The organism is Myroides odoratimimus, from assembly GCF_004337635.1.
GTDB classification, from domain to species: Bacteria; Bacteroidota; Bacteroidia; order Flavobacteriales; family Flavobacteriaceae; genus Flavobacterium; species Flavobacterium odoratimimum.
The window spans coordinates 2,777,476-2,800,305 of sequence record NZ_CP037427.1 but is presented as its reverse complement, the minus strand read 5'-3'; the positions used below and the strand labels follow the sequence as shown (position 1 = coordinate 2,800,305).

Sequence of the window (22,830 nt, the reverse complement as noted above, 5' to 3'; positions counted from 1 at the left end):
AATGGCAACCTTAACTCCTTTTTCAATGAAAGACTTAATTCCGCAAGAGGAATGTCTGATGGTAGAGCGCAAGAAAAGTGAACTTTTTATAGGAGTTCCTAAAGAAAATACCCTGATAGAGAAAAGAATCTGTATCACTCCAGAAGCAGTACAGACTTTAAGCACCTATGGGCATCGTGTGCTTATTGAAAAAGGAGCAGGAGAAGCCGCTAACTATTCTGATTTAGATTATAGCAAAGCAGGAGCCGAACTTACTAGTGATACAAAGAAAATTTTTAGTTGTCCTGTCATTGTTAAAGTTGCTCCACCTACTCTAGAAGAAGTAAAACTAATGGCACCATACACAGTTGTATGGTCTACTATCCAATTAAAAACACTAACTAGACAATATTTCGAAACGATATCTAAGAAAAAAATATCTGCTATTGGTTTTGATTTTATTCATGACGAGAACGGCACCTACCCTGCTGTTAGTGCATTAAGTGAAATCGCAGGGACTGCGTCTATCCTAATTGCATCAGAACTAATGACCACAACCAATAATGGTAAAGGATTATTATTTGGGAATATTGCAGGAGTTGTTCCTACAGAAGTAGTCATATTAGGAGCTGGTCTAGTAGCCGAAAACGCAGCGAGAACCGCTTTAGGTATGGGAGCTAACGTAAAAGTCTTTGACAACTCTATTCAAAAGTTGCGCAGACTTCAAAATAATTTATCACAGCGTATCTCTACTTCTACGATCCAAGAAAAAATATTACACAAAGCTCTAATGAGATGTGATGTTGCTATCGGTGCAATACGAGGTAAGAATCGAGCACCTATAGTAGTAAGTGAGTCTATGGTAGATAATATGAAAAATGGTGCTGTAATTATAGATGTATCTATTGATACAGGAGGGTGTTTCGAAACATCCGAATTAACTACCCATGATCACCCTACCATCATAAAAGGCGGTGTGATACACTATGGAGTACCAAATATCACTTCTAGATATAGTAGAACAGCATCCATGGCCCTTAGCAATATTATCACACCTTTATTATTAGAATACACAGATTGTGGTGATTTAGACGGTACTGTTAACTGTGAAAGCGTCATTAAATCTGGCATATATAGTTATAAAGGATTAGTTACCAATCGAAATGTTGCGGAATGGTTTAACCTTGATTATAAAGACATTCACCTTTTCGCCTTTTAAATATTTTATAAATCTTTAGTTTTACTGTATTGAATTGCTACTTTTGTGTAAATTTTTTAAGAAATGAAGTTTACACAGCGTTTAGCATACTATTTATTTGGGTTACTTATAGGAGGAATGTTCTTATTTTATTTCTTCGGTGAGAAGAAAACAGAATTTTGTTATTTACCTAATTGTAGGGTTTTAAAAGATTTGAGAAGTAAACCAGTTACTTATTCAAAGACAGTAGAAGCTAAGTTTAAAGAAGGTTGGGTATCTAACGATGACATCCGTAAATCTCTACAATATGGAGATGTGAACTTTTCAGAAAGTAATATTGACTTTGAGAAAGGTAAACTTTATGTCATTATAGGCAGAAATGAACAAAATGAAAATATATTAATCAAAGTCATAAACTATACAGATAAGATTGTACTTTACGATATTGAAAAAATGTAAAATATTTCACATTAGGCATTGCATTATTTAAAAACATCTTTATATTTGCAATCCTATTTCGGGCGATTAGCTCAGTTGGTTCAGAGCACCTCGTTTACACCGAGGGGGTCGGGGGTTCGAATCCCTCATCGCCCACTTTATAAGCTTCACTTTTAGTGAGGCTTTTTTTATACCATCTCCTACTCTTTATATTACATTCCAAGATTCATCTTTCTAAACTAAGTACGCAGAAAATCTATTTCTCCACAGCGTCTATTCATAAACCAAGAGTCGTTTTGTTCTGACCTTCTAGGGGATTGCTTGAGGGTTTCTTGCACCTTTCTTCGACAAAAAGGCTCTCTAGGCAAGAAAACCTCAAGGAATCTCCAAGGAATCCGCAAGGAACTGCAAGCTAAGCGCTCTTCTTTTATTCATAAGTGGCAAAAGCAAAACTCATACATTCATTTAAAAATTTTAACTCCTGTTGCTACTTTAATCTACTCGCACATATTTATATTGCTCTAATACAGTTCCATCACACAATAATGTTTAGAATCTTTTAATCGAACTATCGTTAAAACTTAATTATTCTGAGTACTTTACTTCAAAAAAAATATTTTTTGTACATTTGATATAAATAAAAAGCATTTATCATGAAAAAGATTTTATTATTAGCTGCTGTTGTAGGTTTATCATTTACCTCTTGCAAAAAAGATGGAGAATCAGGAACTACAGCTCCTGCAGTAGAGCCAACAGAACAAACTACAACTCCTACTGAGTCTACCGAAGCAACACCTAAAGAAGAATTAGGTAACGTAACTTATACGATCGCTTCTAAACTAGTAGATTGTACAGGTGTAGCACCAATGAAATGTATGCAGTACAAAGAAGAAGGTTCTGACGAATGGTTAAATATGTATGGAGGAATCGAAGGATTTAACTATGAAGAAGGATATGAATATGTAATCGAAGTAAAACGTGAAAAAATAGAAAACCCACCAGCTGATGCATCTTCTATCAAATACATTCTAGTAAAAGAAATTTCTAAAACTAAAAAATAATATCTAGCGAGCTTAGGCTCGCTTTTTTATTCTTTTAACCTAAGTACAATCTTAGCTTCCGCTAAAATCTATAGCAATTCCCCTTAAATATTTACTCTTAATTGTCCGAAGGGCTTCTAATTCGTATCTTAGCCGTGTATTTATTTGAATAATATGTCTAAGAATCTACTTGATACACCTATAGAATACCTTAAAGGAGTTGGTCCACAGCGCGCTGACTTATTTAAACGCGAACTAGGTATATTCACCTATAGAGATTTACTACACCTATACCCAAACAGATATATCGACAGAACACAGTATTATAAAATAAATGAACTTTATAATAACAATAGTGAAGTTCAGATAGTCGGTAAAATTATCCATATCAAAACTGTAGAACAAAAACGAGGAAAACGCCTTGTCGCAACCTTTACAGATGGTACAGGACAAATAGAATTAGTTTGGTTTCAAGGATACAAATGGATACAAGAAAATTTAAAACTAAATACTCCTTATGTGGCATTTGGAAAGCTTAATAGCTTTAACAATACCTTCTCTATGCCGCACCCTGAACTAGATTTATTAGAAGAACATCAGAAAAACATTGCTAACGCAATGCAAGCTGTCTATCCTTCTACTGAAAAATTCGGAGCAAGAATATCTAATAAGTCTATCATCAAGATGATGATGCAACTTGTCAAAGAGACACATCCTCTCTTTATGGATACCTTATCTGATGAATTCAAGAGAAAACTCAACTTGATTTCGATGCAAGAAGCCTTAATTAATATTCACTTTCCTAAGAATATGGATATGTTGAATAAGGCTCAGTTTAGATTAAAGTTTGAAGAATTATTCTATGTTCAATTACAGTTATTGATTAAAAACATAGCACGAAAAGACAAAATTAAAGGATACCCTTTTGAGAAAGTAGGCGATTACTTTAATACTTTTTATAGCGAACACCTCCCCTTCCCTCTTACTGGAGCTCAAAAACGAGTTTTGAAAGAAATCAGGAATGATTTAGGTGCTCCAGCACAAATGAATCGTCTCTTACAAGGAGATGTGGGATCTGGAAAAACAATAGTTGCTTTTATGAGTTGTCTTCTAGCATTAGACAACGGATTCCAAGCGTGTATCGTAGCTCCTACAGAAATTTTAGCAACCCAACATTATGTCGGGATTAAAGAACTAGGAGAACCTTTAGGGCTAAAGATAAAATTACTTACAGGATCTACTAAAACGGCTGAGAGACGTGTATTGCACGAAGAATTAGCTTCTGGAGAGCTACATATACTTATCGGTACACACGCCTTATTTGAAGATAAAGTTATCTTTAAAAATCTAGGTTTAGCTATCATTGATGAACAACACCGATTCGGAGTAGAACAGCGATCTAAACTATGGCATAAAAATGAATTACCTCCCCACGTGTTGGTCATGACTGCTACACCGATACCTCGTACATTAGCTATGAGTTTATATGGAGACTTAGATATTTCTGTTATTGATGAACTTCCACCAGGGCGTAAACCAATACAAACTAATCATTACTTCGAAGGTAAACGCTTAGCTGTATGGCACTTCTTAAAAACAGAAATTGCCAAAGGAAGGCAAGTTTATATCGTCTATCCCTTAATAGATGAAAGCGAAACATTAGACTATAAAAACCTAATGGAAGGATATGAAGCCATATCACGAGACTTCCCTTTACCAGAATACAGTGTCAGCATTGTTCATGGACAGATGACTCCTGCAGAAAAGGATAGAGAGATGGACAGATTCATTAAAGGAGAGACAAATATTATGGTAGCCACTACTGTGATTGAGGTTGGAGTGAATGTGCCTAATGCATCCGTTATGATTATCGAAAGTGCAGAGCGCTTTGGATTATCACAACTACATCAGCTTAGAGGACGTGTAGGTCGTGGAGCAGAACAGAGTTATTGTATCCTAATGACAGGAGATAAGCTAAGTAATGACTCTAAGATCAGAATGGAAACGATGTGTCGTACTAATGATGGTTTCGAAATCTCAGAAGTAGATTTAAAATTGCGTGGCCCAGGTGATATTATGGGAACTCAACAGAGTGGTACCCTTCCTTTAAAAATAGCTGATATTGTCAAGGATCAAGAGATTATGCTTTATGCAAGACATCATGCTGTACAGCTGTTAAAAGAAGACCCTACACTAGAAGAACCTGAAAACCAAAGAATCAAAAATAAATTAAACATTCTAAATAGTAAAACCACTATCTGGAACTATATAAGCTAAAACACACAACACTTATGAAATTAGTTTTCGCATCAAACAACAAAAACAAGATTAAAGAAATTAGAAATCAATTACCTGATACAATTGAAATCTTAAGTTTAGAAGATATTGGATGTAATATCGACATTCCTGAGACAGCTGATACTATAGAAGGCAACGCTAAACTAAAAGCTGATTTTGTCAAAAGACATTATGGATATGACTGTTTTGCTGATGATTCAGGATTAGAAGTAGATGCTTTAAACGGTGCACCAGGAGTATACTCAGCTCGTTATGCAGGAGAACAAAAAAATGACAATGACAATATAGATAAATTGCTTGAGGTACTTCAAAAAGAAGATAACAGAAAAGCTAACTTTAAAACAGTAATTTGCCTAAACCTACATACAGAAACGTATTACTTTACTGGTATTATAGATGGTCAGCTATTAAGAGAGAGACAAGGTACAGAAGGATTCGGTTATGATCCAATCTTCGTAGCAGATGGAATGAACCAATCTTTTGCTGAAATCGATATCAATGCAAAAAACGGTATTAGCCATAGAGGAAAAGCAGTTCGTCAGTTAGTTGACTTTTTATTAAAAAAATCATAGCAGCAGGAGAATAAAATTTATCTAAATATGCTCTTTATGGTTTATACACCATTTCAGAGCATATTTTTAGTTACTCCCCTATCCTTCATTAGAATCTTTGATATTTCTCTTATTTCTCAAAACATAAATACTTACTTTTCTTATCTACTACTCCCCACTTTTTTGCATATCTTGAACTTTTCGGCATACTTTTCGCTATGTCTGAATGACTTATTAAGAATAAAGTGAATTAAATACCATAAAACTAGACTGAGGCTGTCTCGGTATATGTTAAATAAAAGAAAGATATATAAAGTGTATAAAAAGTACTTATCATTACACAACACACATGATATAGACACTTTTAAGCAAAATAAAAATTATATAAAGGAAGATATATCATTACATTATCTTTAAAAAAAACGCTCAAAACAAGCGTTTAAATTATTTTCGAATAATAAACCTGCAATAACTACAATTATAATTTGAATAGTAGTATATTTGCGGCTATTTTAATATTTATATGAACAATTTCGAACAATTAGGATTAAATGAATCTCTTTTATCTGCGATCAAGGATATGGGATTTGAAAATCCATCAGAGATCCAGCAAAAGGCGATTCCATTACTATTAGAGAAAGATACCGACATTGTTGCGTTAGCCCAAACGGGGACTGGGAAAACCGCAGCTTTTGGTTTTCCTTTGATTCAGAAGATAGACGTTTCTAATAAGAATACACAAGGTCTTATCTTATCGCCGACTAGAGAGTTATGTTTGCAAATCGCAAACGAAATCAAACAGTACTCGAAGTATGTAAAAGGACTTCATTCAGTAGCTGTTTATGGAGGGGCTAGCATTACAGAACAGGCTAAAGACGTAAAACGTGGAGCACAAATTATCGTCGCTACTCCTGGTAGAATGCAAGACATGATTAACCGTGGTATGGTTAACATTAAAAACATTAATTACTGTATCCTAGATGAAGCAGATGAAATGCTTAACATGGGATTCTATGAGGATATCACGTCTATTTTAGCGGATACTCCAAAAGAAAAAAACACATGGTTATTCTCTGCTACTATGCCGCAAGAGGTTGCGCGCATCGCAAGAGAATTCATGAAAACTCCAGAAGAAATTACTGTAGGTCATAAAAACCAAGGTAACACTAATGTAAGTCATGAATTTTATTTAGTATCTGCTAGAGATCGCTACCCAGCGCTTAAACGTTTAGCAGATGCCAATCCAGATATTTTCTCTGTAGTGTTCTGTAGAACGAAGAGAGATACGCAATCTATTGCTGAAAAACTTATCGAGGATGGATACAACGCTGCTGCATTACACGGAGACTTATCTCAAGCTCAACGTGACGCAGTAATGAAATCATTCCGTGGTAAACAGATACAAATGCTTGTAGCTACTGACGTTGCTGCTCGTGGTATCGACGTAGATGACATTACTCACGTAGTAAACTACCAATTACCTGACGAAATCGAAACGTATACTCACCGTAGTGGACGTACAGGACGTGCTGGTAAATCTGGTACTTCTATGGTTATCGTAACGAAAAGTGAATTAAGAAAAATTCAACAAATCGAAAGAATCATCAAAACTAAATTTGAAGAGAAACCAGTTCCATCTGGAATTGAGATTTGTGAAATTCAATTATTCCACTTAGCCAATAGAATTAAAGAAGTAGAAGTTAACACAGAGATTGAAGCTTATTTACCTGCAATTACTGAGTTATTAAAAGACTTCGACAAAGAAGAAATCATTAAAAAAGTAGTTTCTGTTGAGTTTAATAGATTCTTAGAATACTACCAAAAAGCTTCTAACAGCTTATCTAGTGTATCTGCTGGAAGAAACAATTCTAAAGAAGTTCCTACAGATGGAGCAGTACGTTTCTTCGTTAACTTAGGTGCTAAAGATAACCTAGACTGGATGACGTTAAAAGATTTCTTACGTGATACTTTAGAGTTAGGTCGTGATGACTTATTCAAAGTTGATGTAAAAGATGGTTTCTCATTCTTCAATACTGAAGCTGAACACGCTGAAAAAGTAATGGAAACATTAAACGGTCTTGAATACCAAGGACGCCGTGTGAATGTTGAAATCTCTAACAATGATGGTGGTAGAAACGGTGGACGCCGTGACCATAACAACCGTAAAGGAGGATTCAGAGGTGGAGAAAGAAGATCTGAAGGTGGATTTAGAGGTGGTGAAAGAAGATCATCTAATAGATCATCTGAAGGAGGATTCAGAGGCGGAGAGAGAAGATCGGATAGATCATCATCTGAAGGACGTGGAGAAAGAAGATCAGACAGATCATCAGAAAGAGCTCCTCGTAACGAACGCGGATCTAGAAGAAGTAGCGAAGGAGATTCATCTAGAAGAACTAGAAGAAACTAATTTGTTAATTTTTTTAAAATAGCATACAAAACTGTAAAATATCTTTTACTTTTAGGCAATCTTAAAAAGTATGAGAAATTTTACAGTTTTTTTATTTATAATACTTTCTGTTTTAACTGTAGCGGCTCAAGATCGCACTAGTGTTAAAGGAACTATTTTAAATGACAAATCATTTTTGCCAGTAGATGATGTGAATGTCATCAATATTAGCCAAGTCAAAGGTACAATCAGTAAGAGAGATGGTTCTTTCACAGTAGAAGCCAATCTTAATGATTCTATACACCTATCCTACCCTGGCTATATCCCTATTAAACTTAAAGTAACCAACGATTGGTTAAACAACGAGAATCTAAAGATTTACTTTACAGAAAACACAATAGAACTAGACGAAATTCTTATTAAGAAATTTGACTTAACTGGGTACTTAGAAGTGGATACCAAACTAATTGAATTAAACGAAAAAATGCAGTTTGACTTCTATAGACAAAATAAAACTCCTTATTATGGTACGGCTATGGGTACTTTCTTTAGCCCTGTTGATGCTGTGTACAACCTATTTAAAGGAAAAGATAAAAAACTTAAGAAAATCGAAGCTATTAAAGAAGATCAGAACATGATTGCTTTAATGCAGACCAGATATGACAGAGAGATTGTTTGTGGCTTATTAGAAATCACAAGAGAGGATATCGTAAAGTCTCTTCAAAACTGTAATTACACTGATAAATTTATCTATACCGCTACAGACTTCCAGATTTATCAAGCATTAAATGATTGCTATGATAATTCTAAGCTATTAGCTTCAAAAAAGAAAAATGCATCCAATTAAGGGATGTATTTTTTTTGCTCTTTTTTCACGAATTGTAAATATGATAAAATAGAAATAAAACCTATTTTTGTACAAATAACAACACATCACTAATTAAAAACTACTTCACAGAAAATGAATATCATTTTAAAAGCTGCAAAAGTAATCGATCCTACTAGCCCATTTCACAACCAGACAGTTGACATTCAAGTCGAGAATGGCCTTATTACTAAAATCGCTAATCAAATAGAAAATGACCAATTCGAACAAATCAAGTATGATAACCTACACGTTTCTCAAGGTTGGTTTGACAGTTCTGTTTGTTTAGGAGAGCCAGGATTTGAAGAAAGAGAGAATATCGCTCACGGTTTAGAAGTAGCTGCTAAAAGTGGATTTACACAGATCGCAGTTGAACCTAACACATACCCTATCACTGATTCACAAAGTATAGTAAGTTTTATTAAACAAAAAGCTTTTGGACAGACCACAGAGGTATTTCCTATTGGAGCACTTACTGTAAAATCAGAAGGAACAGACCTGGCAGAGTTATTTGACATGAAAAATGCAGGAGCTATTGCTTTTGGTGATTACAAAAAACCTATTCAAAACGCCAATATACTAAAAATTGCTCTGCAATATGTGCAAGACTTTGACGGGCTAATTATCGCCTTTTCACAAGATAATAGCATCAAAGGTAAAGGAGTAGCTAATGAAGGCGTAGAAAGCACTAAACTAGGCTTAAAAGGAATCCCTACACTGGCAGAAGAGTTACAAATAGCACGTAATCTATTTTTATTAGAATATACTGGAGGAAAAGTACACTTCCCAACAATATCAACTGCAAAATCTGTAGAGTTAATCAAAGAAGCAAAACAAAAAGGATTAAACGTTACCTGTAGTACTGCTGTTCATTTATTAACGATGACAGATGAAAAACTAGCAGACTTCGATACTCGTTTTAAAGTATATCCTCCACTAAGAGACGAAGCTACTAGACAAGCTTTAATCAATGGAGTACTAGACGGAACTATCGACTGTATCACTTCAGAGCACAACCCGCTAGACATTGAACACAAAAAACTAGAATTCAACAGTGCTTCTAATGGAACTATTGGTTTAGAATCAGCATTTGCTGCACTGAATACAGTACTACCTTTAGAAGTTATAGTAGATAAATTGACTAGTGCTAGAACTATCTTTAAAATAGACACACCATCTATCAAAGAAGGTAATAAAGTAAATATCACTTTATTTAATCCTACAAAAGAATACAGTTTTACAAAAGAAAACATCTTGTCAAAATCTAAAAACTCTGCTTTCTTAAACCATCCAATGAATGGTGAAGTATACGGAGTAGTACACGGAGACAAAAAGACTCTAAAATAAATTAATCAATATACATAATGCTGAAGACTTTTAACGAAAAGGAGATCAAAACAGGTAAGACCATGGCCATCGTGTCACATATAACTATTATAGGTTGTCTTATTGCTATTTTTATGAACCTAGAACCTAAGAATAGATTTGCTGGTTTTTATATCAAACAATCTTTTGGAATTTGGTTATTCTTTTATGCACTTGCTTATACAGCAGGTCGTTTTGATTCTTGGATGATTTCAGGGCCTTTTTACTTCTGTTTCTTCCTACTTTGGGTTTATAGTTTTGCAGGAGCAATAAACAGTGAAATTAAGCCATTACCAAAAATTGGCGTATATTTCCAAAAATGGTTTGACAAATTATCAGCTTAATTATGGATACATCACTTTCAATTTCATACTTAATTCAAGAGCCTAAAGTAATAAAGGACAAAAACCCAGTAATTATCTTATTACATGGATATGGTAGCAATGAAGAAGACTTATTCTCTTTCGCTCCTGAATTACCAGATGACTACTATGTAATATCTGCACGCGCACCATACACAGTACCTCCTTACGGATATGCTTGGTACGCTATTACCTTTGATGCAGATGCTAACAAATTCTCAGATGACAACCAAGCGATTGAATCAAGAGATTTAATTGTGCGTTTTATTGACGAGCTTGTAGCAAAATACCCTATCGATGCAAACAATGTTAACTTAGTCGGGTTTAGCCAAGGAGCTATACTTAGCTATGCTATCGCTTTATCTTATCCTGAAAAGGTAAATAAAGTAGTTGCTTTAAGTGGTTACTTCAATGAAAATATCATTGCAAAAAACTATAAAGAAAACAACTTAAGTAAATTGAGGTTATTTGCCTCTCATGGAACAGTTGACCAGGTTATACCTATTGATTGGGCAAGAAGAACACCTACGATTCTTACAAGTTTAGCTGTCAAGCACACTTATAAAGAATACCCTGTAGGACATGGAGTACATCCACTAAACTTCAGAGATTTCAAAGAATTCCTTTTAGAAGAGTAATAAAAAAAGTAAGGCTAGTGTTATACACTAGCCTTACTTTTTTATACATAACTTGATTATGTTTTATTCTTCATGAACATCTTCCTCTACTGGTTGGTCAGAGTTAATGATTTTTAATTCTATAGTCTTTGCCGCTGTAAAGGCAGTCTCTCCTTTGTGCTTTAAAACCATCCCTTCATTAGATAATTCCCAACCATCGTTGATATAAGCACTCTTATCTTTAGTAAGTTCTAGAACAATCCCCTTTTTATGATTTGGTAAGAATATTTCTGCTTTCTTCTTATCCTTAGCATAAGTAACAAAACAGCTAACGCTATTATCCTCTAAAGCATTATCCTCTGTTGTATCCTCTTCTAACCCTATTGGATTAAGTCTAAACCCTATCTCGAATATACGAATACAGTTATTCTCTAACTCACTCCAACGATATCCAGCAGAATAAGCACACCCCAATACTTCATCATCTTCATCCAGCGTTACGATCTCAGTACTTCCGTCTGTTATGACCATTCCTTTTTCATTATCATCTTTATTATCTTTCAAGATGAAATCACAGGACGTCATGGTAAGCAACAATATAACAAACAAACTTATTGACTTTTTCATACTACTCTATTTTTATATTAGACGACACTACTTAGTAGCATACATAACAGTATCTATGGTCTTAAACTCAGTAGGTTTACCCTCTGTGTAAAAATACTTAATTAAAACTTCTCCATGAACAGCTCCTGCATAAAAATCTGCAATTATCCATCTATGATTTAGAACTTTAACTTTATTAATCACACATTTCTCTCCATTAATCACTCCATAAGGAACTAATGGATTACCATTATCTTGATGGTTTAAAGCTAATACCTCTTCTTTTATAGAAGTTAGAGATTGATCTATTGTTTTGTAATTAAAATACTCCTGTGCATCTTCATTGTATTCGATAGAAAAATAATTTGCCTCATTAAAATCCTTAGTAACTTCTTTTAATGAATCTCGAACAATATCAATGCGTTTATGAGCTATTTCTATCTTCTTCCCCTCCATCTTATACATATTCTTATTATTGGCATATAGAAGAACAAGAATTACAAGTGAAAAAAGGAATAGGTAAAAGAAAGCTTTATGTTTCATAATGTGATAATAAATTATATAGTGATTTTTAAATTGTCGTACGCCAAATATACATCTTTTGGAAGTATATTTTCTACATCTTTATGAAAACCTAAGTCTTGTGCTATATGAGTTAAATAAGCTTTCTCTGGTTTTATTCTATCAATAAAAGCAAGCGACTCCTCTAAACTAAAATGAGTAGGGTGATCCTTAATACGCAAAGCATTTACAATTAAAACCTTACATCCTTTTATCTTTTCGACCTCTTCGTCTGTGATGTACTTAGCATCTGTGATATAGACTAAATCTCCCAATCTATACCCCAATATAGGCAAAGGTCCATGCATCACATCAATAGGAATAATAGTCTTCTCCCCTATCGTAATGGTATCTTGTGAAGTAATGCTATGCTCTTCTACACTAGGAGCCCCAGGATATCTATCTTCTTTGGTAAAAATATAATCATATCTTCTCTCCAAGGCTTTTATTACTCTATCTTGAGCATAGATTGGCAACGGGCCATGCAAAAAGGTTAATGGTCTTATTTCGTCTAATCCTGCGATGTGATCAGCATGTTCGTGAGTAAAGAATATTGCATCTAATTTACTACACCCAGCAGTCAACATTTGTTGTCTAAAATCAGGTCCACAGTCAATCAAAATAGTGTGTTCATCCCACTTAACTAATACAGATGTTCTCAACCTTTTATCCCTTGAATCTATACTGTGAGCTACTGGATGATCTATACCTATTATCGGAATACCCTGTGAAGTACCCGTACCTAAAAAATATACTTCCAAAATGACATAAATTTTCCACAAAAGTACGGTTTATCTTTTTTTGTTGTACGATATTTGTTAGGTTTGTTTAAAATAGCTAATTCATGAAAAACTTTGCTGAAGATTTAGTACTAAATGGGGATAGAGTAATAGAACATCACCCTGCCATTTCAGATAAAGCACTAAAAATCAACCTTAACAACGACATTTACGGAACATTTGCAGAAATCGGTGCAGGACAAGAGACAGTCCGTCACTTCTTTAGAGCTGGTGGTTCTTCTAGAACAGTAGCCAAAGCGATGTCCGCTTATGATAAAGTATTTAGTGACGCTATCTATTCTGTAGAAGAAGATGGACGTTATGTTACAGAAAGTCGCCTAATCAAAATGCTTGATTATGAGACAAGAAAAATTGAAGAAAGATTAATACGCGAAGAGAATCCTAACAAGACTTTCTTTAGTTATGCCAATACAGTAGCAACAATTGACTACGCTAAGAAAAACAAAGGGCATGGATGGGTAGGTATTATGTTTCAGACAGCTTCTAACCAAGCGTATAACAAGATAGTACTACACATACAGTTCAAAGAGACAGATTCTAAACTACAACAAGAGACTTTAGGTATCTTAGGTGTGAATCTGATTTATGGTGCATTCTACCAACACCATGACGCTAAAAAGCTAATTCACAGTCTTTATGATCACTTAGATAAAGACCAAATCGAAATCGATAGTATTAACTTCTCTGGTCCTATCTTTGAGACAGTAGACAATCGATTAATGAGCTTACAGTTAGTTAAAAACGGAATGACTGACGCTGTAATGTTCAGCCCTAGTGGACGTAGTGAACTAGCAGCTAACATTTTGTACAAACAAAACATATTAGCACTTAGAGGTAGCTTTAGACCTGTTACTATCGTTAATATGGATATGTATCAGAAGTCTTTAGATAAATTCATGACACAAAACAACTTAGATAAAGAAAACACTAAAGTTGTTTTTGAAATTACCTTGTCTAACCTTTTAGCAGAAGGTTCATTAGACGAAATAGACTTCTTAGATAGAGCAGACTTATTATGTTCTCTTGGACAAACTGTAATGATCTCTAATTTCCAAGAATATTATAAACTTACAGAATACTTCTCTAAATATACTGATCAGAAGATTGCATTAGCAATGGGAGTTAGTAGCTTATTAAATATTTTTGAAGAGAAATACTACACTCATCTAACAGGAGGTATATTAGAAGGTTTAGGAAAGCTATTTAGAAACACAATGAAGATCTACCTATACCCTATGATAGGTAACGAAGAACAAATAGTAGACTCTACTAATCTAAAAGTAGACTTACATATTAAAGAGTTGTATAAATTCTTCAAAAAGAACAACCAAATCATCGATATTGAAGATTATGAAAAAGATCATTTATCTATCTTCTCAAGAGATGTTCTGAAGTTGCTACAACAAAATCAAAATGGATGGGAAGAAAAATTACCAGAAGGTATTTCTAAAATCATCCAAGAAAAAGAATTATTCGGATATAAAAGAAAATAAATATAAAAAAGCCATTACACTCGTAATGGCTTTTTCATTCCTATTTATTCTCACAAATCAAATAATTGTTAACTATAGGAAATACCCTTAATAGCGATAACGCTCTAGGTCAGAAAACCAATTATGACGCTGGTTTTCTTTTGTAATCAATTATAAAAACTATTTGATACTGTCGTGATAAATTTTGAGAATTTCTTCTCTAAAATCAGGGTGAGCAATCTCCACCATTGCATCTACACGTTGTTTCAACGTTTTACCATATAAGTCTGCTACTCCATATTCTGTAACGATATACTGGGCATGGGCACGAGTAGTCACCACTCCTGCTCCTTGTTTTAAGAAAGGTACGATACGATTATGCCCTTTATTACTAGTAGATGACAAGGCTATAATTGCCTTTCCACCTTTACTCAAAGAAGCTCCTCTCACAAAATCCATCTGTCCTCCTACTCCAGAATACATATGTACCCCTAGAGAATCAGCACAAATCTGCCCTGTCACATCTACTTCTAATGCAGAGTTAATCGCTACTACTTTTGGGTTCTGACGAATAATAGCCGTATCGTTTACATAACTAGACTCCTTCATTACGATAAACGGGTTGTTATCCACAAATTTATATAAACGTTCTGATCCTATTAAGAAAGTAGCTAGAGCTCTTCCTTTCGCTATTGTTTTCTTAGAACAGTCAATTACACCACTCTCTATTAAATCAATTACACCATCAGAAAACATCTCTGTGTGCAGTCCTAAATTCTTGTGATTAGTAAGTCTAGATAGTACTGCATTAGGAATAGAACCTATCCCCATCTGTAATGTACTCTCATCTTCTATCAGAGCAGCTACATGATCTCCTATTAGCGCTTCTGTATCTGTAATAACGGCTTGTTTCTGTGCATAGATAGCAGTATGATGCTCTACCGCCATATCTATCTTAGATATATGTAATACACTATCTCCGAAAGTACGTGGCATATATTTATTCACTTGAGCGATTACCACCTTTGCGCACTCCATAGCAGCAACAGTAGCTTCTACTGATGTACCCAATGAACAAAAACCGTGTTCGTCTGGTGGTGATACCTGTATAAGAACTACATCTACTTTTAAAGCTCCTTTGCGAAACAGATTAGGCACTTCGCTAAGAAAAACAGGAGTATAAGAACCATTACCAGCGGCAATAGTATGACGAACGTTCTTACCAATAAAGAAAGAGTTCACATGAAAACTCTCTGACAAGGCAGGATCAGCATAAGGAGCTGCTCCTTCTGTATGAATATGACAGAACTCTACATTGCGCAGTTCTTCCGCTCTATCACTAATTGCTTTGGTTAATATATTAGGAGTTGCAGCAGCGGCATGTACATAAATTCGGTCTCCTGATTTTACGACTTTAGCGGCTTCTGAAGCTGATACATATTTCATATTAAAAATGCTTGAAAATAATTAAACATCTAAGGTGTTTCTTCTATTTAGAAAACATTTCCAAAATACGTATTTTTAAATCAGAAATCAACTGATTTATATCAGTTAACACTTGTATTCACTGATTTTTAGGACATATATAAAAATATATTACTAAGTGACAAATAAAAACAAAGAGGAATGAAGATCGTCGTATCTTTTTTAGCAAATACACTGTTTTTCACTTTTTTAAATACCCCTACATAATTAAAATCTCCTATTGCTCTCAATCCAAATAGAATTCCCATAACCAAATAAACCCATTTATAGGCTGATACATCACCTAGACTAATCCCTGCAAATACAGCTAAACCACTCGCTACTACTAAAGTACCTATAGGTGAAGGATTTAATTTTCTCTCTCCATCTTTTGTAGGAAGTACTCCTACTACACCCCATGTACCACCAAGTGCCCAATAAATATGTACGGCTGATAGGAATGAGAAAATAAGGGTATTCACTATCTTAATCATTACTTCTAAACTCATTGTCATCTATTAAATATTATGACCACAAAGTTCATCCTTCCTTTTCTCGAAAACATTCACTTAAGTTAATATCCTTTTTCGTTTAATCTTTTTCGGATGCGAGACAGAGACTGAGGCCTCACCCCTATATAGCTTGCGATATACTTTTGTGGAATACATTTAAACACCTCAGGAGTACTCTCTATCAACTGTAAATAGCGTTGTTCTGGGTTTAAGAACAAGAGAAAGTCTATTCTTTTCTTTGCTTCTAAGAAAATCAACTCTGCCATTCTTCTACCTAGTAATTGTGCCTCTATAGATGTTTCATAATACGCAAAGAGATCTGACTTACGGATTAGCTCTACTTCTGTCTCCTCTGTAGCTACAATGGTTAACTGAGATGGAGCATTAGTCAGCACACCTTCATAGTTAGTAAATATATGATTAGACAGATAAAATGCAAAAGATACATCATCCCCTTCTGCATCTATATAATACATCCTCAAGCTTCCTTTGCGAACAATTCCAACATAATCACAAACTTCTCCCAATTGAAGAATTTCTTCCCCTTTTGTTAGCGTTCTATAAATTACGCTATCCTGTAAATCCTCTAATAATCTATCGACAAAATGATTACTTTGCATTTTCTTCTACGTGTATTAATGACTTATCAAATGTAAAATTTCCTTCTATAAATCAAAACAAGAATATACCCTGTTTTAATCTGCTAAAAACAACAATATTATTCTTTTCCCTAAAATGATAAATAGCTTTACTCCTCAAGTCCTTTAGCTACCACTTCACTTCTAATGAATACTTCATAAATGAATAGTACTTTCGTAGCAACTCCGTTAATTCGCCTCAAATAACGGACTCATAACGGACACAGTACGGACTCATTGCAAAGCAGTTTATATCAAATTACAATTCTAACTGCTCTAAAATAGCCTACAGAATTATAATTTATTTTAGCGCCTATTACTACACCATTCGTATAAAATTGTGTCTGTAATGAATTAAAAATCTTTAATTCACTCAAATAATGTTATTTTTGTACATATTCTCATTTTAATAAAATGACATCAATAAACAAAAAAACATTACAAGATTTAGAATTCAATACGGTATTAGAAACAGTATCAGCCCTTTGTACTACAGAGGCTGGTAAAGAAGCTGCTATGGAGATATGCCCGCTTAAAACAGAAGCAGGAACGATGAGAGCATTAAAGCAGACTTCAGAATACGTTTCTTCATTTACCAATAATAACATTATCCCGAATCACTACTTTGACAGTATAGACTACGAATTAAAATTTTTAGGCATTGAAAATAGTTTCTTAGAAGTAAGTAGCTTTAAAAAGATACAAACCCTAACAGACACTACAATTACCCTAATCTCTTATTTAAAAAAATTCGAGGAGTACTACCCTAATTTATACCATGAGGCAGAACAAACGCCTTTAGAGAAATCTATTCTTAAAGAGATAGATAATGTCTTGGATAAATATGGTGAAATCAAAGACAATGCTTCGTTAGATTTATTGAATATCCGCAAAAACATCAATATAGTTCGTGGTAAAATAAACCAAAGTTTTGGCGCAGCACTTACACAATACAACAGTTCTGGGTATCTAGACGATATCAGAGAAACGGTGGTAGAAAACAGACGTGTACTAGCAGTAATCGCTATGCATAGACGTAAAGTAAAAGGAAGTGTATTAGGAACGTCTAAAACGGGAAGTATTGTCTATATCGAACCTGAAGCTACTTTGAGATTCTCTAGAGAGTTAAACAACCTAGAGTATGAAGAACGCGAAGAAATCGTACGTATTCTAAAAAACCTAACAGATGCTATTCGCCCTTTTAGAGATCTACTTTTAGAGTATCAAAGCTTCTTAACCTATATCGACGTTACTGCTGGAAAAGCAAAGTATGCTAATAAAATCAACGGTTTACTTCCTGAGATTAGCAAAGAAAGAGAAATGTACTTTAGAGAGGCTTATCACCCTATTTTATTGTTAAACAATAGAGCGAAGAATAAGCCTACCTATCCTCAAACAATTAATCTAGAACAAAGCAGTAGAATAATCGTTATCTCTGGACCAAATGCTGGTGGTAAGAGTATCACACTAAAAACAGTAGGATTATTACAGCTAATGTTACAGTCTGGATTACTTATTCCGGTACACGAAAGAAGTAAAACATTCTTATTCGATAGAATACTGACAGATATTGGAGATAATCAGTCTATAGAGAATCACTTAAGTACTTACAGTTATAGACTTAAGAATATGAATTATTTCTTAAAGAAATGTAACGATAATACGCTATTCTTAATTGATGAGTTTGGTACAGGATCTGATCCAGAACTAGGAGGTGCACTAGCAGAAGTATTCTTAGAGGAGTTCTATGATAGAGAGGCATATGGTATTATTACCACTCACTATACCAATCTAAAAATACTAGCAGATGAATTACCGAATGCTACGAATGCCAATATGCTATTTGATGAGAAATCATTAGAACCAATGTATAAACTAAACGTTGGACAAGCAGGTAGCTCGTTTACCTTCGAAGTTGCACAGAAAAATGGTATTCCGTTTAGCTTAATTAATAGAGCCAAGAAAAAAGTAGAAGGAGATAAAGTTAGATTTGACAAGACTATCGCTAATCTACAGAAAGAAAGACATAAACTAGAACGTACTTCTCAGAACTTAAAAGAGGAAGAGACTAAGGCAAGAGATGAGAGTAAGAAAATGGAGACCATCAATGCTAAAATTCAAGAGAAACTAGAGCGTTACCAGGAATTATTTGATTCTAATCAACGTTTAGTAGCTCTAGGTCAACGCTTAGATGATTTGTCTGAAAAATACTTTAATAATAAAAGTAAGAAAACTCTTTTTGGAGAAGTTCTAAAAGTAGTAGAGATTGAAAATTCTAAACGCAAGAAGGTTACCATAAAAGAGAAGAAAGAAAAAGAAGCTCAACAAAAAGAGCTAATTAAAGAAGTGGAGCAAAAAGTAGAAGTGATTCGCAAAGAGAAGAAAGAAGAAAAGGCGAAAAAGCAACTACAAGATGCACAGAAGAAAACCAACTTCCCTCTTAAAGTGGGAGATCGCGTTCGTATGATAGATGGTCGTTCAGTGGGAACAATCGATGTAATCGAAAAAAATAAAGCAACAGTTAATTATGGTATCTTTACATCTAAAGTAAGCCTTGATCAACTAGAAATGGTAGAACGCAAAAAATAATGTTAGATATACCTCGCAATAAAAAAATTATCTTATTTGACGGTGTTTGCAATTTATGCGACAGCACCGTCAATAAGGTTATTAAAGCAGATCACCAAGATCAGTTTAGATTCGTAGCCTTAGATTCAGAAAAAGGGAAAGAGATTCTAAACTATATCGGTATCGACCGCACTAAGATAGACAGCATCGTTCTATATGAACCAGGTGTAGCCTATTTTATCAAATCAAAAGCTGCCTTTGAGATTGCTTCTGCTCTAGGAGGCAAGTACTCCCTGATCGGCATATTCTCATTCTTACCAACAGGTATCACAGATGCTCTATACGAATATATCGCTAAAAATAGATACAAATGGTATGGAAAAAAAGAAAGCTGTATGATACCAAGTGAGGATATTAAACAGAAATTTCTATAATTTCTTCACTTAACGCTAATTTGTGATTTTTTCATCACAAATAATTTTACTTAAACTTTGGCAATGCGTATATTTGCGTACTTATAAAAAAATATTCTCGAATGCATATTTCATACAATTGGTTAAAACAATTCATTAAATTAGACATAACACCAGAAGAAACTTCAGAAATCTTAACAGACTTAGGTCTTGAGGTAGAAGGAATCACTACATATGAGAGTCTTAAAGGTGGTCTAAGAGGAGTTGTTGTTGGACACGTATTATCTTGTACAAAACATCCAAATGCAGACAAATTAAACGTAACAAAAGTTGATTTAGGAACAGGTGAGCCAGTACAAATCGTATGTGGTGCGCCGAACGTTGCTGCAGGGCAAAAAGTACCGGTTGCTACTATTGGTACAGAATTGTTCGATGCAGAAGGAAATGCATTCCAAATCAAAAAAGGCAAGATTCGTGGAGAAGAAAGCTTTGGTATGATTTGCTCTGAAGTAGAACTTGGTTTAGGTACAGATGGAAGCGGTATTTTAGTTTTAGAAGATAAATGGGAGCCTGGAACACCAGCTGCTACTTTATTTAATATCGCTACAGACGAAGTTTTTGAAATCGGTCTTACTCCTAACCGCTCTGATGCTATGAGCCACTGGGGAGTAGCACGTGACTTAAGAGCTGGTCTACTACAAAATTCTAAAGAAGAAACTCAACACAAAGAATTAATCACTCCTTCTGTTAGCAAATTTAAAGTTGAAAGAAGAACACTTAAGATTGATGTTAGTGTTGAAGACTATAAAAAAGCACCTCGTTACTGTGGTGTAACAATCTCTGGTATAGAAGTAAAACCTTCTCCAGACTGGTTACAAAATAGATTAAAAGCAATCGGTATTACTCCTAAAAACAATATTGTAGACGTTACCAATTACGTTTTACACGATTTAGGACAACCATTACATGCTTTTGATGCCGCTAAAATAAAAGGTGGTAAAGTAATCGTAAAAACTGTTGCTGCAGGTACTAAGTTCGTAACTCTAGACGGAGTAGAAAGAACTCTTCACGAAGATGACTTAATGATCTGTGATGAGAATGGACCAATGTGTATGGCAGGTGTATTCGGAGGTAGCAAATCTGCTGTTTCTGAAAGCACATCAAATATTTTCTTAGAAAGTGCTTATTTTAATCCAGTTACGGTAAGAAAAGCAGCAAAAAGACATGGCCTTAATACAGACTCATCTTTCCGTTTTGAGAGAGGTGTTGACCCTGCTATTACTGAATATGCTCTTAAACATGCCGCTTTATTAATCCAACAAGTAGCTGGTGGAGAAATCACTTCTGATATTATCGACTTATACCCTAAGAAAGTAGAAGAACATTCTGTATTCTTAAACTTCAATAATATCAATAGATTATTAGGAGAAGAAATTTCTAAAGAAACAATCAAGAAAATCTTAGTATCATTAGATATTAAAGTTCACAGTATGTCTGATGTAGGTATAGGTATTACTGTTCCTGCTTATCGTGCTGATGTAACTAGAGAGATTGACGTTATAGAAGAAATCTTGAGAGTATATGGTTTTAACAACATTACTTTCTCTTCTAAATTAAATGCAACTATCGCTAATAGTTCTAGAACAGAAGATCATAGAGTAACAAATATTGTAGCTCAGCAGTTGGTAGCACAAGGGTTTAATGAGATTATGAATAACTCATTAACAACTCCTGACTACACAGAATTAAGCGAAAATATTAAATCTAATTACCAAGTAGATATCCTTAACCCACTAAGTCATGACTTATCAGTAATGAGACAGTCATTATTATTCGGAGGATTAGAGTCTATCTCTTACAACGTAAATAGAAAACGTGGTGATTTAAAATTCTTCGAGTTTGGTAAAACATACCACAAGATGCTTAACAACTTCGAAGAGTACAAACGTTTTTCTGTATTTGCTACAGGTAATATCACGAAAGCAAGCTGGAACTCTGAGCAAAAACCAATTAGCTTCTTTGACTTCAAAGGGTATATCAATGGTATTATCACTCGTTTAGGCTTAGCTAAGATAAGTACCCAACCTGTAGAATCAGATTTATTCTCAGAAGGTATTGCTTACTATATAGGAAAAGAATTAATCGTAGAGTTCGGTATTCTGAAGAAATCAGTAACCAAACACTTTGATATCAAACAAGAAGTTTGTTACGCTGAATTTAACTGGGATAATGTATTAAAAGTAGTTTCTGCTAAAATCAAAATTGCTGAAATCAATAAATTCCCTTCAGTTAAACGTGATTATGCATTATTAATCAACGAAGCAGTAACTTTCGAAGAGATCTATAACCTAGTAAAACAAGTAGATAAAGCAGTCATCAAAGACGTAACTCTATTTGACGTTTACCAAGGAGAGAAAATCGAAGATGGTAAGAAATCATACGCTATCTCTATTATCATGGAAGATGTTACAAAAACACTTACTGATAGTCAAGTAGACAAAATCATGGGTAAAGTAAAATACCAATTAGAAAATGTTTTACAAGCTCAATTGAGATAATACTAATCGTTTATAGTATATATTTAAAAACGCCCTGCTAGATCTTTAGCAGGGCGTTTTTTTGTGCATTCTAGATTCTGCATAGTTTGCAACATATACCCACATCATATATCTACAATCTACATAAAGTAGAGACGGA

General features: G+C 34.3%; 20 protein-coding genes and 1 tRNA gene. 15 read left to right on the top strand and 6 right to left on the bottom strand.

Annotated features, from left to right (window positions below):
- Position 1 precedes the first annotated feature (1 nt).
- The 11 genes from E0Z07_RS12620 to E0Z07_RS12570 all read left to right on the top strand — a co-directional run bounded on the left by E0Z07_RS12620 (position 2) and on the right by E0Z07_RS12570 (position 11,120).
- Positions 2–1,198 carry an alanine dehydrogenase gene (locus E0Z07_RS12620; protein WP_006265181.1) on the top strand — a complete coding sequence of 399 codons (1,197 nt, stop codon included), beginning with the start codon at positions 2–4 and terminating at the stop codon, positions 1,196–1,198.
- 63 nt (positions 1,199–1,261) lie between these two features.
- Entirely contained in the window at positions 1,262–1,636 is a 375-nt protein-coding gene (locus tag E0Z07_RS12615; RefSeq protein WP_006259055.1) for a DUF4258 domain-containing protein, read from the top strand.
- Positions 1,637–1,696: 60 nt separating this feature from the next.
- Positions 1,697–1,771 (top strand) — tRNA-Val (locus tag E0Z07_RS12610).
- A gap of 497 nt (positions 1,772–2,268) precedes the next feature.
- Positions 2,269–2,676 carry a DUF4377 domain-containing protein gene (locus E0Z07_RS12605; protein WP_006265180.1) on the top strand — a complete coding sequence of 136 codons (408 nt, stop codon included), beginning with the start codon at positions 2,269–2,271 and terminating at the stop codon, positions 2,674–2,676.
- A 153-nt stretch (positions 2,677–2,829) separates the two neighbouring features.
- A complete protein-coding gene (recG, locus tag E0Z07_RS12600; RefSeq protein WP_071307353.1) occupies positions 2,830–4,932 on the top strand; it encodes an ATP-dependent DNA helicase RecG in 2,103 nt (700 codons plus the stop codon).
- A gap of 14 nt (positions 4,933–4,946) precedes the next feature.
- A complete protein-coding gene (locus E0Z07_RS12595; protein WP_006259058.1) occupies positions 4,947–5,525 on the top strand; it encodes a non-canonical purine NTP diphosphatase in 579 nt (192 codons plus the stop codon).
- A 502-nt stretch (positions 5,526–6,027) separates the two neighbouring features.
- On the top strand, positions 6,028–7,911 hold the full coding sequence (locus E0Z07_RS12590) for a DEAD/DEAH box helicase (RefSeq protein ID WP_006259059.1): 1,884 nt from the start codon (positions 6,028–6,030) through the stop codon (positions 7,909–7,911).
- 70 nt (positions 7,912–7,981) lie between these two features.
- Positions 7,982–8,737, top strand: a complete 756-nt coding sequence (locus E0Z07_RS12585; RefSeq protein ID WP_006259061.1) for a carboxypeptidase-like regulatory domain-containing protein — start codon at positions 7,982–7,984, stop codon at positions 8,735–8,737.
- A gap of 114 nt (positions 8,738–8,851) precedes the next feature.
- Positions 8,852–10,102: a dihydroorotase gene (locus tag E0Z07_RS12580; protein ID WP_006265178.1), complete on the top strand. Its 1,251-nt coding sequence runs from the start codon at positions 8,852–8,854 to the stop codon at positions 10,100–10,102.
- Positions 10,103–10,119: 17 nt separating this feature from the next.
- Positions 10,120–10,464, top strand: a complete 345-nt coding sequence (locus E0Z07_RS12575; RefSeq protein ID WP_006265177.1) for a hypothetical protein — start codon at positions 10,120–10,122, stop codon at positions 10,462–10,464.
- 2 nt (positions 10,465–10,466) lie between these two features.
- Positions 10,467–11,120 (top strand): alpha/beta hydrolase, encoded by a 654-nt coding sequence (locus E0Z07_RS12570; RefSeq protein ID WP_006259064.1) that lies wholly within the window; start codon positions 10,467–10,469, stop codon positions 11,118–11,120.
- A 63-nt stretch (positions 11,121–11,183) separates the two neighbouring features.
- On the opposite strand, the gene E0Z07_RS12565 is transcribed toward E0Z07_RS12570, so the two are convergent.
- From E0Z07_RS12565 to E0Z07_RS12555, 3 genes are all read right to left on the bottom strand, one after another.
- Positions 11,184–11,663, bottom strand: coding sequence for a hypothetical protein (locus E0Z07_RS12565; RefSeq protein ID WP_233445974.1), 480 nt, complete (start codon positions 11,661–11,663; stop codon positions 11,184–11,186).
- Positions 11,664–11,753: 90 nt separating this feature from the next.
- Positions 11,754–12,248, bottom strand: coding sequence for a hypothetical protein (locus E0Z07_RS12560; protein WP_006261055.1), 495 nt, complete (start codon positions 12,246–12,248; stop codon positions 11,754–11,756).
- 14 nt (positions 12,249–12,262) lie between these two features.
- The gene (locus tag E0Z07_RS12555; protein ID WP_006265176.1) at positions 12,263–13,048 is read right to left on the bottom strand and encodes an MBL fold metallo-hydrolase; all 786 of its coding nucleotides are present in this window, start codon (positions 13,046–13,048) and stop codon (positions 12,263–12,265) included.
- 62 nt (positions 13,049–13,110) lie between these two features.
- Here E0Z07_RS12555 and E0Z07_RS12550 point away from each other — a divergent pair, with 62 nt between their 5' ends.
- A complete protein-coding gene (locus E0Z07_RS12550) occupies positions 13,111–14,559 on the top strand; it encodes a hypothetical protein (protein ID WP_006261053.1) in 1,449 nt (482 codons plus the stop codon).
- A gap of 159 nt (positions 14,560–14,718) precedes the next feature.
- Here E0Z07_RS12550 and E0Z07_RS12545 read toward each other — a convergent pair whose 3' ends face one another.
- The 3 genes from E0Z07_RS12545 to E0Z07_RS12535 form a co-directional block, all read right to left on the bottom strand.
- The gene (locus E0Z07_RS12545) at positions 14,719–15,984 is read right to left on the bottom strand and encodes an acetyl-CoA hydrolase/transferase family protein (RefSeq protein WP_006265175.1); all 1,266 of its coding nucleotides are present in this window, start codon (positions 15,982–15,984) and stop codon (positions 14,719–14,721) included.
- Positions 15,985–16,112: 128 nt separating this feature from the next.
- Positions 16,113–16,511 carry a DUF3995 domain-containing protein gene (locus E0Z07_RS12540; RefSeq protein ID WP_036497081.1) on the bottom strand — a complete coding sequence of 133 codons (399 nt, stop codon included), beginning with the start codon at positions 16,509–16,511 and terminating at the stop codon, positions 16,113–16,115.
- Positions 16,512–16,576: 65 nt separating this feature from the next.
- Positions 16,577–17,134 carry a Crp/Fnr family transcriptional regulator gene (locus tag E0Z07_RS12535; protein ID WP_006265173.1) on the bottom strand — a complete coding sequence of 186 codons (558 nt, stop codon included), beginning with the start codon at positions 17,132–17,134 and terminating at the stop codon, positions 16,577–16,579.
- A gap of 432 nt (positions 17,135–17,566) precedes the next feature.
- Between E0Z07_RS12535 and E0Z07_RS12530 the strand changes: the two genes are divergently transcribed.
- From E0Z07_RS12530 to pheT, 3 genes are all read left to right on the top strand, one after another.
- A complete protein-coding gene (locus E0Z07_RS12530) occupies positions 17,567–19,741 on the top strand; it encodes an endonuclease MutS2 (RefSeq protein WP_006259072.1) in 2,175 nt (724 codons plus the stop codon).
- The gene (locus E0Z07_RS12525; protein ID WP_006259073.1) at positions 19,741–20,154 is read left to right on the top strand and encodes a thiol-disulfide oxidoreductase DCC family protein; all 414 of its coding nucleotides are present in this window, start codon (positions 19,741–19,743) and stop codon (positions 20,152–20,154) included. The genes E0Z07_RS12530 and E0Z07_RS12525 overlap by 1 nt, the downstream gene beginning before the upstream one ends.
- Positions 20,155–20,255: 101 nt before the next feature.
- A complete protein-coding gene (gene pheT / locus E0Z07_RS12520; protein ID WP_006261047.1) occupies positions 20,256–22,691 on the top strand; it encodes a phenylalanine--tRNA ligase subunit beta in 2,436 nt (811 codons plus the stop codon).
- Positions 22,692–22,830: the final 139 nt, after the last annotated feature.

Bases quoted from the DNA above. Each gene is read 5' to 3' on its own strand.
- E0Z07_RS12620 (WP_006265181.1), top strand. From the start codon at position 2: ATGGCAACCTTAACTCCTTTTTCAATGAAAGACTTAATTCCGCAAGAG.
- E0Z07_RS12615 (WP_006259055.1), top strand. From the start codon at position 1,262: ATGAAGTTTACACAGCGTTTAGCATACTATTTATTTGGGTTACTTATA.
- E0Z07_RS12605 (WP_006265180.1), top strand. From the start codon at position 2,269: ATGAAAAAGATTTTATTATTAGCTGCTGTTGTAGGTTTATCATTTACC.
- recG (WP_071307353.1), top strand. From the start codon at position 2,830: ATGTCTAAGAATCTACTTGATACACCTATAGAATACCTTAAAGGAGTT.
- E0Z07_RS12595 (WP_006259058.1), top strand. From the start codon at position 4,947: ATGAAATTAGTTTTCGCATCAAACAACAAAAACAAGATTAAAGAAATT.
- E0Z07_RS12590 (WP_006259059.1), top strand. From the start codon at position 6,028: ATGAACAATTTCGAACAATTAGGATTAAATGAATCTCTTTTATCTGCG.
- E0Z07_RS12585 (WP_006259061.1), top strand. From the start codon at position 7,982: ATGAGAAATTTTACAGTTTTTTTATTTATAATACTTTCTGTTTTAACT.
- E0Z07_RS12580 (WP_006265178.1), top strand. From the start codon at position 8,852: ATGAATATCATTTTAAAAGCTGCAAAAGTAATCGATCCTACTAGCCCA.
- E0Z07_RS12575 (WP_006265177.1), top strand. From the start codon at position 10,120: ATGCTGAAGACTTTTAACGAAAAGGAGATCAAAACAGGTAAGACCATG.
- E0Z07_RS12570 (WP_006259064.1), top strand. From the start codon at position 10,467: ATGGATACATCACTTTCAATTTCATACTTAATTCAAGAGCCTAAAGTA.
- E0Z07_RS12560 (WP_006261055.1), bottom strand. From the start codon at position 12,248: ATGAAACATAAAGCTTTCTTTTACCTATTCCTTTTTTCACTTGTAATT.
- E0Z07_RS12550 (WP_006261053.1), top strand. From the start codon at position 13,111: ATGAAAAACTTTGCTGAAGATTTAGTACTAAATGGGGATAGAGTAATA.
- E0Z07_RS12545 (WP_006265175.1), bottom strand. From the start codon at position 15,984: ATGAAATATGTATCAGCTTCAGAAGCCGCTAAAGTCGTAAAATCAGGA.
- E0Z07_RS12540 (WP_036497081.1), bottom strand. From the start codon at position 16,511: ATGAGTTTAGAAGTAATGATTAAGATAGTGAATACCCTTATTTTCTCA.
- E0Z07_RS12535 (WP_006265173.1), bottom strand. From the start codon at position 17,134: ATGCAAAGTAATCATTTTGTCGATAGATTATTAGAGGATTTACAGGAT.
- E0Z07_RS12530 (WP_006259072.1), top strand. From the start codon at position 17,567: ATGACATCAATAAACAAAAAAACATTACAAGATTTAGAATTCAATACG.
- E0Z07_RS12525 (WP_006259073.1), top strand. From the start codon at position 19,741: ATGTTAGATATACCTCGCAATAAAAAAATTATCTTATTTGACGGTGTT.
- pheT (WP_006261047.1), top strand. From the start codon at position 20,256: ATGCATATTTCATACAATTGGTTAAAACAATTCATTAAATTAGACATA.